Origin of the sequence: Rubrivirga sp. S365, from assembly GCF_032248475.1 — a bacterium.
GTDB lineage: Bacteria > Bacteroidota > Rhodothermia > Rhodothermales > Rubricoccaceae > Rubrivirga > Rubrivirga litoralis.
In genome coordinates this window covers 1,870,677-1,886,024 of the sequence record NZ_JAVTTN010000001.1, presented here as the reverse complement: position 1 = coordinate 1,886,024, position 15,348 = coordinate 1,870,677, and the positions used below count along the sequence as shown (strand labels likewise).

The 15,348-nt window shown below is 74.4% G+C and carries 10 protein-coding genes; 2 read left to right on the top strand and 8 right to left on the bottom strand.

The annotated features are described in order from the left end of the window. Positions 1-17 precede the first annotated feature (17 nt). The 3 genes from RQM47_RS08145 to hisI all read right to left on the bottom strand — a co-directional run bounded on the left by RQM47_RS08145 (position 18) and on the right by hisI (position 4,569). A complete protein-coding gene (locus RQM47_RS08145) occupies positions 18-2,378 on the bottom strand; it encodes a S9 family peptidase (RefSeq protein WP_314008410.1) in 2,361 nt (786 codons plus the stop codon). Between the two features lie 196 nt (positions 2,379-2,574). Beyond that, entirely contained in the window at positions 2,575-4,044 is a 1,470-nt protein-coding gene (locus RQM47_RS08140; protein WP_314008407.1) for an aldehyde dehydrogenase family protein, read from the bottom strand. Between the two features lie 135 nt (positions 4,045-4,179). Then, entirely contained in the window at positions 4,180-4,569 is a 390-nt protein-coding gene (hisI, locus tag RQM47_RS08135; RefSeq protein ID WP_314008405.1) for a phosphoribosyl-AMP cyclohydrolase, read from the bottom strand. Between the two features lie 109 nt (positions 4,570-4,678). Between hisI and RQM47_RS08130 the strand changes: the two genes are divergently transcribed. Then, positions 4,679-5,347: a hypothetical protein gene (locus RQM47_RS08130; RefSeq protein WP_314008403.1), complete on the top strand. Its 669-nt coding sequence runs from the start codon at positions 4,679-4,681 to the stop codon at positions 5,345-5,347. A gap of 45 nt (positions 5,348-5,392) precedes the next feature. Here the strand turns inward: RQM47_RS08130 and metH are convergent, their stop codons facing one another. The 4 genes from metH to RQM47_RS08110 form a co-directional block, all read right to left on the bottom strand. After that, positions 5,393-9,106 carry a methionine synthase gene (gene metH / locus RQM47_RS08125; RefSeq protein ID WP_314008400.1) on the bottom strand — a complete coding sequence of 1,238 codons (3,714 nt, stop codon included), beginning with the start codon at positions 9,104-9,106 and terminating at the stop codon, positions 5,393-5,395. Between the two features lie 241 nt (positions 9,107-9,347). Beyond that, entirely contained in the window at positions 9,348-10,133 is a 786-nt protein-coding gene (locus tag RQM47_RS08120) for a YbaY family lipoprotein (RefSeq protein WP_311662297.1), read from the bottom strand. 127 nt (positions 10,134-10,260) lie between these two features. Continuing rightward, the gene (locus tag RQM47_RS08115) at positions 10,261-10,911 is read right to left on the bottom strand and encodes a hypothetical protein (protein ID WP_311662296.1); all 651 of its coding nucleotides are present in this window, start codon (positions 10,909-10,911) and stop codon (positions 10,261-10,263) included. 107 nt (positions 10,912-11,018) lie between these two features. Beyond that, positions 11,019-12,764 carry an aldehyde dehydrogenase family protein gene (locus RQM47_RS08110; protein WP_311662295.1) on the bottom strand — a complete coding sequence of 582 codons (1,746 nt, stop codon included), beginning with the start codon at positions 12,762-12,764 and terminating at the stop codon, positions 11,019-11,021. A 193-nt stretch (positions 12,765-12,957) separates the two neighbouring features. Between RQM47_RS08110 and RQM47_RS08105 the strand changes: the two genes are divergently transcribed. Further along, complete coding sequence (locus RQM47_RS08105) at positions 12,958-14,274, top strand: ATPase domain-containing protein (protein WP_311662294.1); 1,317 nt, start codon at positions 12,958-12,960, stop codon at positions 14,272-14,274. 248 nt (positions 14,275-14,522) lie between these two features. Here the strand turns inward: RQM47_RS08105 and RQM47_RS08100 are convergent, their stop codons facing one another. Beyond that, on the bottom strand, positions 14,523-15,302 hold the full coding sequence (locus RQM47_RS08100) for an SDR family NAD(P)-dependent oxidoreductase (RefSeq protein WP_311662293.1): 780 nt from the start codon (positions 15,300-15,302) through the stop codon (positions 14,523-14,525). Positions 15,303-15,348: the final 46 nt, after the last annotated feature.

The following is a 15,348-nucleotide window of genomic DNA, read 5'->3' as shown; positions in this document are numbered from 1 at the left end:
CCCAGCGGGCGGGGCGGCTAGCGCTGCGCCACCGGCCCCGCCCCGCCCAGCGACTCGGCGAAAAAGTCCGTCAGCAGCGTGTACAGGTGGAGCCGCGTGCCCCCGCCGTAGATGCCGTGGTTCCGGCCCGGGTAGATCATGAGGTCGAACTGCTTGCCGGCCGCCTGGAGCGCGTCGACCATCGCGTAGCTGTTCTGGACGTGGACGTTGTCGTCGGCGTCGCCGTGGACGATGAGGAGGTCCTGGCCCGGCGCGAGCCGGTCGGCGTAGGTCGTGGGGCTGCCCAGGTCGTAACCCCCGGGGTTCTTCTGCGGCGTCGAGAGGTAGCGCTCGGTGTAGATCGTGTCGTACTGGCGCCACGACGTGACCGGCGCCACGGCCGCGCCCGCGTGGAAGGTCTCGGGGCCGTCGTCATAGGTCATGGCGAGGAGCGTGAGGTATCCGCCGTAGCTCCACCCCCAGATCCCCATGCGGTCGGAGTCCACGTAGGGCATCGCGCCGAAGTGCTGGGCGGCGGCGATCTGGTCCTCGGCCTCCAGGATCCCGAGCCGGTTCTGCGTCTCCGTCTTGAACGCCTTGCCGCGGCCGCCCGTCCCCCGGTTGTCGACGCCGGCAACGAGGATGCCGTGGGTCTCGGCGAGGTACTGGTGCCACAGCCGCTCCGTGCCGGCCCAGCGGTCGGTCACCTCCTGCGAGCCCGGCCCGCCGTAGGTGTGGATGAGGAGCGGGTACTCGCGCGACGCGTCGAAGTCGCTCGGGCGGATCACGTACGCGTTCAGCGGCTCGCCGTCGGCGCCGGGGACCGTCGTGAACTCGGGGGCCGGGAGGCCGTAGGCCGCGATCCGCTCGGCGAGGTCCTCGTTGTCGACGAGCACCGCCACCTCCTCCCCGCTCGTCCGGTAGAGCGTGGTCGTGGGCGGGGCGGTGGCCGTCGAGTAGGTGTCGGTGAAGTAGTCGAAGTCGCGCGACAGGTCGACGCTGTGCCACCCCGCCCCGCTCGTGACCTGCTCGGGCTCGCCGCCGCCGAGCGGGACGCGGTAGAGGTGGCGCTGGAGCGGCGACGCCGCCGTCGTCGTCACGTAGGCGACGCCCTCGGCCTCGTCGACGCCGTGGAAGTCGGTGACGTCCCAGGGGCCGCGCGTGACCTGGCGGACGAACGCGCCGTCGTTGTCGTAGAGGTAGAGGTGGCCGTAGCCGTCGCGGTCGGAGCGCCACACGAAGTGGTCGCCGTCGTCGAGGTAGGTGATCGTGCCGGTCGCGACGTCCGAGAAGCCGGTCTCGACCTCGATGTAGCTGTCGTTCTCCTCCTCCAGGACCTGCTCCACGTCGCCCGTCTCGGGGTCGCCGTAGAGGAGGTCGGCGTGGTTCTGGTCGCGGTTGAGGCGGAGCATCCAGACGTCGGCGCGGCCGTCGTCCAGGGCCGGCGTCCAGCCCATGCCGGCGAGGTACTCGGTCTCGTCGCCGCCCTCGAACCAGGTGTCCGTGTCGAAGAACGTGGTCTCGCCGGTCGCCACGTCGACGACGCCCACGCGGACCTCGGCGTTGGCCTCGCCGGCCTTGGGGTAGCGGAAGCTCGTGGTCTCGGGGTAGAGCGTGCGGAAGTCGGTCATCTGGAAGTCCCGCGTCGCGCTCTCGTCCAGCTGAAAAAAGGCGATGTAGCGGCCGTCGGGGCTCCAGCGGAACCCGTCGCGGAGCCCGAACTCCTCCTCGTAGACCCAGTCGAACGTGCCGTTGATGACGGCGCCCGGGCCGCCGGACGTCGTCAGCGCCCGCTCATCGCCCGTGGCGAGGTCGACGACGTAGAGGTTCCGGTCGCGGACGAACGCGACGCGCTGGGCGGCGGGGTCGAACTTGGCGAACATCTGGAGCCCTTCGGAGCGGTCGGCGACCGGCCGGAGCGCGTTCGTCTCCAGGTCGAACACGTAGTAATAGCCCTTCGTGTTGAGCCGCCACACGCGCTCCGAGTCGGTGTAGAGGAGGGCTTTGGAGCCGTCGGCGGAGTAGGCGTAGTCCTCGATCTGGACGAGCCCCTCGCCGTCGGGCTTAGCGAGCACGCTCCCGTCGATGAGGACGCGGCGGCCGTCGTTCTCCAGGTCCATCTCGACCAGGTTCGAGGTGCCGGCCTCGCGGTCCTGGTCCACGTAGAGGAGGCGCGCCCCGCTCTCGGCCCACCGGCCGCCCTGGAACGACTCGGCCGCGAACTCCGGCGACGCGAACAGCTTCTCGAGCGTGAGCTCGGCGGCCGCCGTGGCCCGCGCCGGCACGCGGCTCTCCGACACGGGCGGGGCGGCGGCGGGCGGGGCAGCGGGCGCCGCCGGCTCCGTGGACGCGCAGCCGGCGATGACGAGGAGGGCGACGAGCAGGAGCGAAGGGCGCATCGGGCGGGGCGGGGTGGGGAGAGGCCGAACGGGACCGCGAGGTCGCAAAGTACGCGGACGGCCGCCCCGCCCGGCGCGGGAGGAGAAGAGGACTGGAGGAGAAGAGGGCCGGATGAGAAGAGGACTGGAGGACACACGCCCCGCCTCTTCTCGTCTTCCCCCTCTACTCCTCTTCTCGCCTCTCCCCCGCCCCGCCCTACTCCACGCCGGGCAGCGGGTAGTCGCGCGGGGTGTGCTGGACGGACACCCACTGGACGGTCGAGAAGGCGTCGAGCGCCCACTGGCCGCCGAACCGGCCGAGCCCGCTCGCGCCCCGCCCGCCGAAGGCCACGTGCGGCTCGTCGTTGACCGACATGTCGTTGACGTGGATCATCCCCGTCCTGACGCGCCGCGCGAAGGCCACGCCGCGCTCGATGTCGGCCGTGAACACGGCGCCCGAGAGGCCGTAGTCGGTCGCGTTCGCGATCGCCAGCGCCTCGTCGTCGGTCTCGAATGAGAGGACCGGGGCGACGGGGCCGAAGATCTCCTCCTCGGCCGCCGGCATGTCCTGCGCCACGCCCGTGAGGACCGTCGGCGGGACCACGCGGCCCTCGGGCTCGCCGCCCAAGGCGACCGTGGCCCCGGCGTCGACCGTCCGCTGGAGCACGTCGAGCACCGACTCCAGCTGGTCGTCGTCGATGATCGGGCCGACGAACGTGGCCTCGTCGCGCGGGTCGCCCGCCTGCAGCTGGCGCACGACGTCGAGGAAGCGCTCGACGAACGCGTCGTGGACCGACGCGGCAACGGCGATCCGGTTGATGGCGATGCAGATCTGGCCCTGGTGGAGAAACTTCCCGAACGCCGCCGCGCGCGCGGCCTGGTCGAGGTCGGCGTCGTCGAGGACCACGAATAGGTTGTTGCCGCCCAGCTCCAGCTCGACCCGCTTGAGGTGCTTGCCGGCCAGCTCGGCGATGCCCCGCCCGACGGGCGTCGAGCCCGTAAACGAGATCACGCGCGGGGCGGGGTGGGCCACGAAGGCGTCGCCGATCTCCGACCCCTTGCCGGGGACCACGCCCACGAGCCCCGGCGGCACGCCGGCCTCCTCGAAGATGGCCCCGAGCAGCGTGCCGCCCGTGACCGGCGTGTTCGAGGCCGGCTTCAGCACGACCGCGTTGCCCGCGCCCAGCGCCGGCGCCACGCTCCGCATCGAGAGGTGGAACGGGAAGTTCCACGGCGAGATCACGCCGACGACGCCGACCGGCACGCGGTAGACGCGGTTCTCCTTGCCCGCGACCGTCCCCGGGAACAGCGAGCCCTCCATGCGCAGCGGGAACGTCGCGGCCTCGGTCGTGATGCCGACCGCGTTGCCCAACTCGGCGCTGGCCTTGACGTGCGTGCTCCCGGACTCGGTCACGAGCCACTCGATGATCTCGTCGTGGCGGTCGCCCATGACCTCGACGGCCTTCGCGAGCACCGCCTGCCGCTCCGTGGGGAGCCACCCCGCCCACTCCTCCTGCGCGGCGGCGGCGGCCGTGTAGGCGTCGTCGACGTCGCTCTCGGTCGCCTGGGCGACGTCGAGGAGCGTCTCGTCGGTGTACGGGTTCGTGGTCGGGGCGGTCTGGCCGTCGGCGCCGTCGCGCCACTCGCCGGCGACGAAGAGCTGGCCGAGGTGGCTGTAGCGGGACATGGGCGGGGTGGAGTCGGTGGGCCGGGCTCACGGGTCCGGCGGGCCGTCGTTCCCGCGGGGCGCCCCGAGCGCCGGTCCGGCCTCGCCCGATGCCGCCCCCGCCCCGCCCCGCGGGCCGCGTGCGGGTCCGCCCGGCTACTTGTAGACCGCGCCGGCGTCGAAGACCGGCACGTCCGTCTCTTCGAGGGCGCCGTCCTCGACGCGGCGGTAGAAGCACGAGCGGTGGCCGGTGTGGCACGCCGCCCCGCCCGCCTGCTCGATGCGGAACAGGAGCGCGTCGCCGTCGCAGTCGACGTAGGCCGCCTTGACCGCCTGCGTGTTCCCGCTCGTCTCGCCCTTGACCCAGACCTTCTGGCGCGACCGGCTCCAGTAGGTCATCACGCCGGTCTCGAGCGTCTGCCGGAGCGTGTCGCGGTTCATGTAGGCGAGCATGAGCACGTCGCCGGTCGCGTCGTCCTGGGCGATCGCGGCGACCAGGCCGTCGTCGTCAAACTTTGCGGCGTCGAGGAGGGGCTGGAGGTCCATCTGCGTGAGGGGTGCGTGGGCGGGGTGGGCCGCCCAAGGTGCGCGGGCGCGGGCGGCGGGCGGGGAGGAGAACGCGGGAAAGATCTCCGCCGGCCGGCGTACACCGCCCATGCTGGCTCACCCCGCTCTCGCCCTCGCCGTCCTCCTCGCCGCCGCCTCGGGCTGCGAGCCGGGCGGGGCCGCCCCGCCCGACCTCCCCGTCTACCGGGGCGACTTCGCGCCCGTCGACGACGGGGCGGCGGATCCCGCCTTCGCCGCCCTCCGCGAGCACCTCCTGGGCGTCGTCGCGCGGCGCGACACGGCCGCGCTGCTGGCGCTCGTGGCCCCGGGCGCCCGCGTCGCCTTCGACGGCGGGCGGGGCGGGGCGGACGCCTTCCGGCGCCTCTGGTTCTCGGGGAGCCCGCCGTCGGGCGCGCCCGTGTGGAGCGTGCTCGGCGCGGTGCTCGGCGCGGGGAGCGTGGAGGAGGACGGCGCCTTTACGGTCCCCTTCGTCTCCGGCCTCTGGCCCTCGGACCTCGACCCGTTCGCGCACGTGGCCGTCGTCGGGCAGGACGTGCCGGTCCTGGACGCGCCGGGCGGGGCGCCGGTCGCGCTCGTCAGCGAGATCGTCCTCCCGGTCCTCGCCCCGCCCCTCGACGGGTGGTGGCAGGTGGGGCTCCCGGGCGGGGCGGCCGGGTTCGTCCCGACGGGCGAGGCGATCAGCCCGGTCGGCTACCGCGCCACGTTCTGGGACGACGGCGACGGGCTCCGGCTCCAGTCGTTCCTGGGCGGCGACTAGCCGCCCCGCCCGCGCCTCCGTCTGTTCCCGGCGACCGCCCCGCCCTCAGGCCGCGGCGGCGGCCGGTTCGGGGTCGTAAGCCAGCACCGGCCCGAGCCACCGCTCGACCTCGTCGACCGGCACCGCCTTGCGCGCCGCGTAGTCCGCGACCTGGTCGCGCCCGACGGGGCCGAGGTTGAAGTAAGACGCGTCGGGGTGCGCGAGGTAGACGCCGCAGACGGCGGCCGGCGGCGTCATGGCGAGGTGCTCGGTGAGGTCGGCGCCGGTCCGCTCGCGGGCGTCCAGCAGGTCGAAAATCGTCACCTTCTCCGTGTGGTCCGGCTGCGCCGGGTAGCCGGGGGCGGGGCGGATGCCGCGGTACCGCTCGCGGACGAAGTCGTCGTGGTCCAGGCGCTCGCCCGGCGCGTAGCCCCAGGCCTCGCGGCGGACCCAGGCGTGGAGCCACTCGGCGAACGCTTCGGCGAGCCGGTCGGCGAGCGACTGCGCGAGGATCGCGCGGTAGTCGTCGCCGTCGGCGCGGGCGGCGTCGGCCAGCGCCTCGGCGCCGTGGATGGCGACCACGAACGCGCCGGCGTGGTCGCCCGCCCCGCCCGCGTCGGCCGGCGCCACGAAGTCGGCGAGCGCGCGGTTGGGCTTGCCCGGCGTTTTTTGGGTTTGCTGCCTCAGGGTGTGGAGCACGACCGCCCCGCCCTCGCCCACCGCCCCGCCCGCGTCGGGCGGGGCGGGGTGGAGCACGATGTCGTCGCCGTCGGCGTGGGCGGGGAACAACCCAAAAACGCCGCGCGGCGTGAAGAGGCCGCCCCGCTCGATCTCGTCCAGGAGGTCGTTCGCCTCCTCGAACAGCGTCCGCGCCGCCTCGCCTTTGTCCGGGTCCTCGAGGATGGCCGGGTAGGACGCGCCGCGCATCTCCCACGCGATAAAGAACGGCCCCCAGTCGATCCACTCGCGCAGCTCGTCGACCGTCGGCGCAACGGAAAAGACGCCGAGGCGGGCGGGGGCGGGGCGGTCGACGGCTTGCCAGTCGGTCTCGAAGGCGTTCGCGCGGGCGTCCTCCAGGGGCAGCAGCGCCTGCGACCGCTGGCGGGCCGCGTAGCGCTCGCGCGTCGTCTCGTAGTCGGCGGCGACCTGGGCCAGGAAGCCGCCCCGCCCGTCGTCCGAGGTCAGCGCCGAGACGGCGGGGACGCTTTTCGAGGCGTCGAGGACGTGGACCGTCGGGCCGCCGTACTGCGGCGCCACCTTGACGGCCGTGTGGACCTTCGACGTCGTCGCGCCGCCGATGAGGAGCGGGAGCCTCAGGCCCGCCCGCTCCATCTCTCGCGCGACGGCCACCATCTCGTCCAGGCTGGGCGTGATGAGGCCGCTCAGCCCGACCACGTCGACGGCGTGCTCGCGGGCGGCCTCGACGATCTGCGCCGACGGGACCATGACGCCCAGGTCGATCACCTCGTACCCGTTGCAGCCCAGGACCACGCCCACGATGTTTTTGCCGATGTCGTGGACGTCGCCCTTGACCGTCGCCATGAGCACGCGCGTTTTGGCCGTCGCCTCGACCTGCTCGGCCTCGATGTAGGGCGTGAGCACGGCGACGGCCCGCTTCATCACGCGGGCCGACTTGACCACTTGCGGGAGGAACATCTTCCCCGCCCCGAACAGGTCGCCCACGCGGTTCATGCCGTCCATGAGCGGCCCCTCGATCACGTCGAGCGGGCGGTCGTAGGCCTGGCGCGCCTCCTCCGTGTCGGCGTCGACGTAGTCCGTGATGCCCTTGACGAGCGCGTGGGCCAGGCGCTCCTCGACGGGCGCGTCGCGCCACGCCTCGGCGGCGGCCTCGCGCTCTGGGCTCGTGCCGCGCAGCGTCTCGGCGAGGTCGACCAGGCGCTCGGTCGCGTCGTCGCGGCGGTCGAACAGGACGTCCTCGACGGCCTCCTTCAACTCGGGCTCGATGTCGTCGTAGACCGCGAGCTGCCCCGCGTTCACGATCCCCATGTCCATGCCGGCGCGGACGGCGTGGTAGAGGAACGCCGAGTGCATGGCCTCGCGGACCACGTCGTTGCCGCGGAACGAGAACGACAGGTTCGACACCCCGCCCGAGACGCGGGCGTGGGGCAGGTGCTCCTTGATCCACCGCGTCGTTTCGAGAAAGTCGATGGCGTAGCGGCGGTGCTCCTCCAGGCCCGTCGCCACGGCGAACACGTTGGGGTCGAACACGACGTCCTCGGCCGGCACGCCGACCTCGTCGACCAGGATGCGGTAGGCCCGCTCGCAGACGGCGATCCGGCGCTCGACCGTATCGGCCTGGCCGTCCTCGTCGAACGCCATCACGATGACGGCGGCGCCGTAGTCGCGGGCGCGCTCGGCCTGCTCGCGGAAGGCGTCCTCGCCCTCCTTGAGCGAGATCGAGTTGACGACCGGCTTGCCCGGCACGCACTTCAGCCCGGCCTCGATGACCGCCCACTTCGACGAGTCGACGACGACGGGCACGCGGGCGATCTCGGGCTCGGACATGGCGAGGAGCAGGAACCGCTCCATCGCCGCCTCGCCGTCCAGCATCCCCTCGTCCAGGTTCACGTCGATCATCTGCGCCCCCGCCTCGACCTGCTGCCGCGCGACCGCGAGCGCCTCGTCATAGTCACCCTCCAGGATCAGGCGCGCGAAGCGGCGCGAGCCCGTCACGTTCGTCCGCTCGCCGACGTTGACGAAGTTGGTGTCGGGGCGGACCGTGAGCGTCTCCAGCCCGGCCGCGCGGAACGTGCGGGGCGGGGCGGCGGGCACGCGCGGGGCCGCCCCGCCCACGGCGTCAGCGATGGCGCGGATGTGCTCGGGCGTGGTCCCGCAGCAGCCGCCGACGAGGTTGAGCAGGCCGTCCTGGGCGTAGGCCCGCGCCTGCTCGGCCATGAACGCCGGCCCCTCGTCGTAGCCGCCGAGCTCGTTCGGGAGCCCGGCGTTGGGGTAGAGGCTCGTGAACACGGGCGCCACCCCGCTCAGCTCCTCGATAAACGGCCGCATCTGGGCGCTCCCGAGGGCGCAGTTGAGGCCGACCGACAGCAGCTCCGGCGCGTGCGCGAGCGAGTGGTAGAACGCCTCGACCGTCTGGCCCACGAGCGTCCGCCCCGACTGGTCCACGACGGTCCCCGAGAGCATGACCGGCGGGAGCGAGCCGTGCGCGCGCCGGTGCTCGCGGAGCGCCACGACGCAGGCCTTGGCGTTGAGCGTGTCGAAGATGGTCTCGACGAGGAGCACGTCCGCCCCGCCCTCGACGAGCCCGGCGATCTGGGTCGCGTAGGCCGCGCGGACCTCGTCGAAGGTGACGGCGCGCGAGCCCGGGTCCTCGACGTCGGGCGAGAGCGAGAGCGTCCGGTTCATCGGCCCAATCGAGCCGGCGACGAACCGGGGGCGGCCGTCGACGGCGGCCGCGTCGCACGCCTCGCGCGCCAGCCGCGCCGCCGCTTGGTTCAGCTCGTGCGCGAGGCCGCCCAGGCCGTAGTCGGCCAGCGAGACGGCCTGCGCGTTGAACGTGTTCGTGGTCACGACGTCGGCGCCGGCCGCCAAGTACGCCGCGTGGATCTCGCGGACCACGTCGGGCTGCGTGAGGACGAGCAGGTCGTTGGCGCCGGCCAGCGACTCGGGCCAGTCGGCAAAGCGCTCGCCGCGGACGTCGTCCTCGGTGATCCCGCGCGCCTGGACCATCGTCCCCATCGCGCCGTCGAGGACGAGGATGCGGTGGCGAAGGGTCTCGCGGAGGCGGTCGAGCGGGGTCATGCCGGGGCGGGGCGGGGTGACCGAACGTACGGAGCGGCGGCGGGCGGAAGATGCCCGCCCCGCCCGCAGCCAGGGGCGGGGCGGCCTGCGTAGCGCCGTTGCATGCAACGGCGTGGCACCGCGGCGCACTGCGGGCGGGGCGGTCTGGGAGGGAGCCGCCCCGCCCGCAGAACGCAGGGGCAGACGCCGCCCCGCCCACGCGTCGTACGGGACCGCGGGCGGGGCGGCCGGGCGGGGCGGGCTACTCGCCCCGCTCGAACACGAGGGCCGCGCTGTCACCCGTGCGGAGGCGGAGGCGGTCGCCGTCGACGGCGTAGCGCTCCGTCTGGCCCAGCGTGGCCAGGAAGCGGCCGCTCAGCGACGGCCCCGGGCACGCGGCGAGCGTGGCGGCCGTCTGCTCGAAGCCGATGCGGCCGCCGTCTTCGGCCTCGTAGCGGCCGGAGTAGGCGTTGCAGTCGGCGCGGCCGTTGAAGCGACCGTCCGCCCCGAGCGTGAGCGTGAGCGTCTCGTCGGCGCCGGGCGCCACCGCCCCGCCATCGTGCGCCTCGATCTGCACGAGCCGCCACGTCGGGCCGACGAGCGCGCTGGCGACCGCCGAGGAGTCGGCGGCCCCCGCCTGCACCACGCGCACCTTGAGCCCGTCCGCCGACGCCCCCTGCGTGAGGGCGGGCACGTCGGGGTCCGTCACCCACTGGAGCGCGCCGCTGCCGTCGCGGATCTCGGCGTGGACGACGTAGCGGCGGCTGGAGTCGATGCGGGCGGGGTCGTAGCGGAGCGTGAACGAAACCGGAACCGACCGCCCCTCGACCGCGATCGTCTCTTCGGCGAGCATCTCGGCGGCGCCCGCGTCGTCCAGGCGGACGTGGACGACGGCGTCGGGCGGCAGCGCGATGCGGGGGAGGTAGAACACCTCGCCGGTGAGCACGGCGTCGGACTCGGCCGCGCCGGGCTCGGCGGGCACCCGGCCGTCGGCGCACCCGACCAGGGCGAAGAGAAGAACGGCGACGCAGACGGAGAGCGGGCGCATGGCGGTAGAGCCGGAGAGAGGGCACTCGGGGAAGCAGAGCAACGGGCGGCGTCCGCCGAACGGTGCGCCGCCCCGCCCGGACCGCGTGCGGGCGGGGTGGCCTCGCCGGTCCGCGACCGCCCCGCCGCTACAGTCCGAGCGCCTTCGCCAGCCGCGCACCGCGGAGCGTCACCGACGGCACGACAACGACGTTCTCCGTTCCCCGGAGCGGGGTGGGGCTGTAGAACACGCCGACTTCGGGGCTGACCGCGAGGTCGGGCCACCCGAGCCGGGCGCCGAAAAAGCCGCCGACCGCCGGCTGCGTGTTGAGCGCGTCGCCCGAGAACGGCGTGAGGTCCTGCACGCGGGCGCCGAAGTACGGCGTCACGCGGCGGGCGAACGACAGCGGCCCCGGCGAGGCGACGACCGTGCCCTCGATGTGGAGGTGGCTCGTCCCGACGACGCCGCCGCCGACGATGAAGGCCGCCCCGCGGTCGGCGCCGGGCGCTCCCAGAAACTGGCGCTGGTACGTCGCCACGATGCTGCCCAGGCCGAGGATCTGGAAGCCCACGTCGGAGCGGTCGTCGAGCCCGAGGCGCGCGCCGTTGCCGATCATGAGCTGCGCGCCGCCCGGCCGGTCGTCCTCGTCGAGCGAGCGGTCCTCGGACGCGATCTGGAACACGACGCTGGGGCGGACCTCGCGGGCCGGCGTCGTCGCCGGCGTCGTCCCGACGGCGTAGGGGACGCACGCGGCGAGCGCGGGCACGAGGCAGGCGAGGGCAAAGAGGCGAAGGCGCACGGCGGGGCGGTCCGGGGGGAGGCCAAGCTACGCCGCCCGACCGCCCCGCCCCGCCCGCGCGTCGAGGAGGAGAGGACGGGGACGCCGAGCAGCGCCTCCGCCCCGCGCTACGACCGGAAGCGGCGGACGAGCGCGTCGATCTCGCCCTCCGGCAGCGGCAGCGCGTCCGCCCCGCCCCGCTCCTCCGGGCGGGGCGGCCCCTCTCCCACCCCGCCCCGCTCGGCGCGGGTAGCTGCGCCATCCTGACGGGTGGCTGCGCCCACCTTTCGGTTGGCTGCGCCGACCTCCTGGTTGCCCGCGCGGGCGACGAGCCGCGCCTCGATCTCGTCCATCCACGAACCGTCGCCGGACGGGTGCGCGGCCGCGCCGTTCGTGCGCTCGGGGCGGGGCGGGGTGGCGCGGGCGGGGCGGGCGCGCTCCGAGCGGGCGCGCTCGGAACGGGCGGCCGAGCGGGGCGGGGCGGCGCCCTCGGCGAGCGGCTCGCCGTGGTCGTCGTTGAGCGGGGCGGTCTCGAACGCGACCCGCTTCAGGTTGACGAGGTGGAGCGGCGTCACGTTGTCGCTCGTGATCGAGCCGCCCAGCGTGCCCGGCCCGAGCGTCATGGCCGGGAACAGGTCGGTCGTCATGCCGACCGAGCCCAGCGCGGCGACCGTGTTGACGACGATGCGCATGGACGGCTTTTTCAGCGCGAACTGCTCGATCACGCGGTCGCTCGTGGCGTGGAGAGCGAGGGTGTGGCCGATGCCGCCGAACTCGAGCACTTCGAGGCACCGCTCGCACCCGGCCTCCCAGCCGTCGGCGACGTAGAACGAGAGGATGGGCGAGAGCGTCTCCATCGAGAGCGGCTCGTCCGGCCCCACGGCGTCGACCTCGGCGACGAGCGCTCGGGCGCCGTCGGGGACCGAGAAGCCGGCCATCTCGGCGATCCGGCGCGGGCTCTGGCCCACGAGGTCCGTGTTGAACCGGCCGCCGGGCTTGATGATGGCCCGGAGCTTCCGGGTCTCCTCGTCCGAGCACACGTGCCCGCCCCGCTCGCGGAGCGCGTCGAGCATCCGCGAGCGGACGGGGCTGTCGGCGACGACCGAGCGCTCGGTCGAACACAGCGTGCCCCAGTCGAACGAGGTGCCCGTGAGGACGTCGGCCGCCGCCTTCTCGACGTTCGCGCTCCGGTCGACGTAGACCGGCACGTTGCCCGAGCCCACGCCGTAGGCCGGCTTCCCCTTCGAGTACGCCGCGCGCACCATGGCCCCGCCGCCCGTCGCCAGGATGACGTCGACGTCCGGGTGTTCGAGGAGCGCGTCGGTCCCCGCGATCGTCACGCCCGCGTCGGTCCGCCCGAGGCAGGCGAGGAGGTGGGGGGGCGCGCCGGCGTCGGTCGCGGCCTGGGCGATCACGTCGAGCGCCTCGGCCGTGCAGCGTGCCGCGCGCGGATGCGGGCTCATGACGATCCCGCACCGGGCCTTGAGCGCGATGAGTGCCTTGTAGAACGCCGTCGCCGTCGGGTTCGTCGACGGCACGAGCGCCGCGACGACGCCCATGGGCGTGGCAACGGTCCAGACGTTGCCGTCGTCGCTCTTGCCGACGATGCCGGCCGTCCGCATCCCGTCCATCTGGGCGGCCAGCGTGCGCGTGGCGAACAAGTTTTTCTGCTCTTTCGACTCGGGCCTCCCGAACCCGGTCTCGTCGTGGGCCAGCTGGCCCAACCGCTTCGCCTCGGCAGCGCCGGCCTCGACGCACGCCGCGACGATGCGGTCCACGTCGTCCTGCGTGGCGGTCTTAAATTGCTTCTGGGCGGCGGCGGCGGCCTGCGCGGCGTCGCGGGCTTCCTGGATCGAAACGAGGTCGGCGTCCATCGGTCGCAAGGGTCGGGGGCGGGGCGGTGAACGTACGGACGGCGGCGCTGTGCCGGCCGCGTTACGAAGTCGCCCCGGCATCGGTCGAAGGTTCCCGCCCCACCCCACCTCCCGCGCGCCCGGGCGCGGGTCCACCCCGCCCCGCCCGGCGGTACGGCGTTTGTCGTCGGTCACGCGGACCCCTCCCCTGCCCATGTCCTCCGTCCTCACACTTTCGCCCTCCGGCCTCCCTGCCGTCGACCGCCAGTGGGGCGGGTTCGACGCCGGCGCCACGTACCTCCTCGTGGGCACCGGCGGGGCGGGGCGGTCCGCGCTCCAGGCCGCCCGGGCGACCGTCGACGGGGGGGGCGCGTGCCTCCTCCTATCGCCCCGCTCGCCGGACGAGCTCGCCGAGACCGGCCGGGGCGTCGGGTTCGACCTCGCCGCGGCCCACGGCTCGGGGCTCCTCCACCCCCTCCGCATCCCAACGGCCGCCGCGCTCGCCGAACGTGGGTCGGACGACCTCGAAGCGGCCTACCGCGGCCTGATCGGCCTCGTCCGCTCCCAGTCTCCGGCCCGCGTCGTCGTCGAAGACGCGACGCCGCTCGTCCAGTTCGACTCGGCCGAGCGCCTGGAGGAGGCGTTTGCGGGCCTCGCCGCGAGCCTCCGCGCGCTGGGGTCGACGCTCGTCGTCGGGCTCGGGGCGCCGGCCGACGGCGCCTCGGACGAGGCCCTCGACGTCGTGCGCCGCGTGGCCGACGGGGTGGTCCGGGTCGGGGAGGACGGGGAGCTCACGCTCGACCCAGCGCCCAACGCCGCCCCGCCCGACGACGAGCGGGTCGGGACGCCGTTCCTGTCCGAAGTCGTCTTCGACGCGCCGGCCGACGGCGCCCGCTCGGGCGGGGCGGTGAGTCCTCAGGGGGCGGGTGCCAAGGCCGCGCCCGCGCCCCCGGCCGCCGTCATCGCCCCGCCCGCCGTCGACCCCGCCCTCCTCCACGCCGGCGACGGGCTGCCCGGAGTCGACCCTGCCGACGCGCTCCTGGAGCAAGGCTACCTCGCCGACTCCAGCGGCGACGGTCAGAGCTCGCCGCCGGCCCCCGCCCCGCCCGCAGTGGCTCCCGCCCCGCCCGAGCCGGCTCCCGAAAGTCCCGACGCCGCGTTCCGCAGCGCCCTCGCCGATGCGTTCCAGGCCCGGAGCGCCGACGCCCCGTTCCTCGTCGTCGCCGTGCGGATGGAGCCCGCGGCGCCCGAGGCCGCCCACTTTGCGGACGTGGCGGCGGCCGTCGGCCGCTCGCTCCCCAACGCGGCCCACCTGCTGACCGACGACGACCGCAAGCGCCTCATCGTGCTCCTGCCGGCGGCCGGGGCCGAGGCGGGCCAGGCGCTCTTCGAGGCGCTCCGAGCCGACCTCCGCCAGTCGGTCGGCGCGCCCGCCGAGGCCACGCTCCGCGCGATCTCGGCCGTGACAATTCCCGACGCTCAGCCGTTCGAGACGCCCGCGGACCTGATGGCCTACGCCTTCGACAGCTAGCGGGCAGCGGGGGCAAAATGCACCACCCTGCCCGCGCCGGGGGCGGGGCGGCCGTCGTAGCGGCGTTGCATGCAACGCCGTCGGGCCGCGGCGCCCGGGCGGGGCGGATCCGTAGGGACACCACGCGTGGTGTCCGCATCGGGCACACCGCCCTGCCCGCAAGACGTGGGGCGGGGCGGGCGCAGTCTGGGGCACACCGCCCGCCCCCGGCGCGCACGAGGGACGGGCCGCGACGGGCGGGGCGGCTCCTACAGCCCCTCGGCCTCCTCCCCCCGCGCCGTCATCGTGTACCCCGACTGCACGCGCGGCGTGACGAGGAGCTCGGCCACGTTCACACGCTCCGGCGCGTGCGCGCAGTAGACGACGGCGTCGGCCACGTCGTCGGCCGTGAGCGCGTTCGTGTCGGCGTAGACCGCGTCCGCCCGCTCGGCGTCGCCGTCGAAGCGGACGAGCGAGAAGTCGGTCTCGACCAAGCCCGGCGAGACGGCCGTCGCGCGGAGGGGCGTCCCGTGGAGGTCCACCTTGAGGCCCTCGTTGATGGCGAGGAGCGCGTGCTTGGTCGCGCAGTAGACCACCCCGCCCGCGTAGACGGCGTGGCCGGCCGTCGAGCCGATCGTGACGACGTGGCCCCGCCCGCGCGCGAGCATGTCGGGCACGAGCGCGCGGATCCCATTGAGGACGCCCTTCACGTTCGTGTCCACCATCTGGTCGACCTCCCTAGAGGTGTTCTCCCACACCGGCCGCAGCCCCTTGGCGAGCCCCGCGTTGAGGACCGCCACGTCGACGGCGTCGAACGGGGCGGGGAGGTCGGCGACGACGCGCGCGTGGGCCTCGGCGTCGGTCACGTCGAGGGCGACGGCGAGCGCGGTGTCGTCGCCGTGCGCCGCGTTGAGCTCGTCGGCGAGCGCGGCGACGCGGTCTTCGGAGCGGGCGGCGAGCACGACGCGGTCGCCGGCGGCGGCGAAGGCGCGGGCGCAGGCGGCGCCGATCCCGGCGGAGGCGCCGGTGATAAAGACGACGTGGGGCATGGACGGGGCGGGGTCAAGAGAATGGAACGTGAGCACGCGCTCCACC

What these genes read in the sequence shown, in the direction of transcription:
- RQM47_RS08145 (WP_314008410.1), bottom strand. Translation starts at nt 2,378, where the DNA reads ATGCGCCCTTCGCTCCTGCTCGTCGCCCTCCTCGTCATCGCCGGCTGC.
- RQM47_RS08140 (WP_314008407.1), bottom strand. Translation starts at nt 4,044, where the DNA reads ATGTCCCGCTACAGCCACCTCGGCCAGCTCTTCGTCGCCGGCGAGTGG.
- hisI (WP_314008405.1), bottom strand. Translation starts at nt 4,569, where the DNA reads ATGGACCTCCAGCCCCTCCTCGACGCCGCAAAGTTTGACGACGACGGC.
- RQM47_RS08130 (WP_314008403.1), top strand. Translation starts at nt 4,679, where the DNA reads ATGCTGGCTCACCCCGCTCTCGCCCTCGCCGTCCTCCTCGCCGCCGCC.
- metH (WP_314008400.1), bottom strand. Translation starts at nt 9,106, where the DNA reads ATGACCCCGCTCGACCGCCTCCGCGAGACCCTTCGCCACCGCATCCTC.
- RQM47_RS08120 (WP_311662297.1), bottom strand. Translation starts at nt 10,133, where the DNA reads ATGCGCCCGCTCTCCGTCTGCGTCGCCGTTCTTCTCTTCGCCCTGGTC.
- RQM47_RS08110 (WP_311662295.1), bottom strand. Translation starts at nt 12,764, where the DNA reads ATGGACGCCGACCTCGTTTCGATCCAGGAAGCCCGCGACGCCGCGCAG.
- RQM47_RS08105 (WP_311662294.1), top strand. Translation starts at nt 12,958, where the DNA reads ATGTCCTCCGTCCTCACACTTTCGCCCTCCGGCCTCCCTGCCGTCGAC.
- RQM47_RS08100 (WP_311662293.1), bottom strand. Translation starts at nt 15,302, where the DNA reads ATGCCCCACGTCGTCTTTATCACCGGCGCCTCCGCCGGGATCGGCGCC.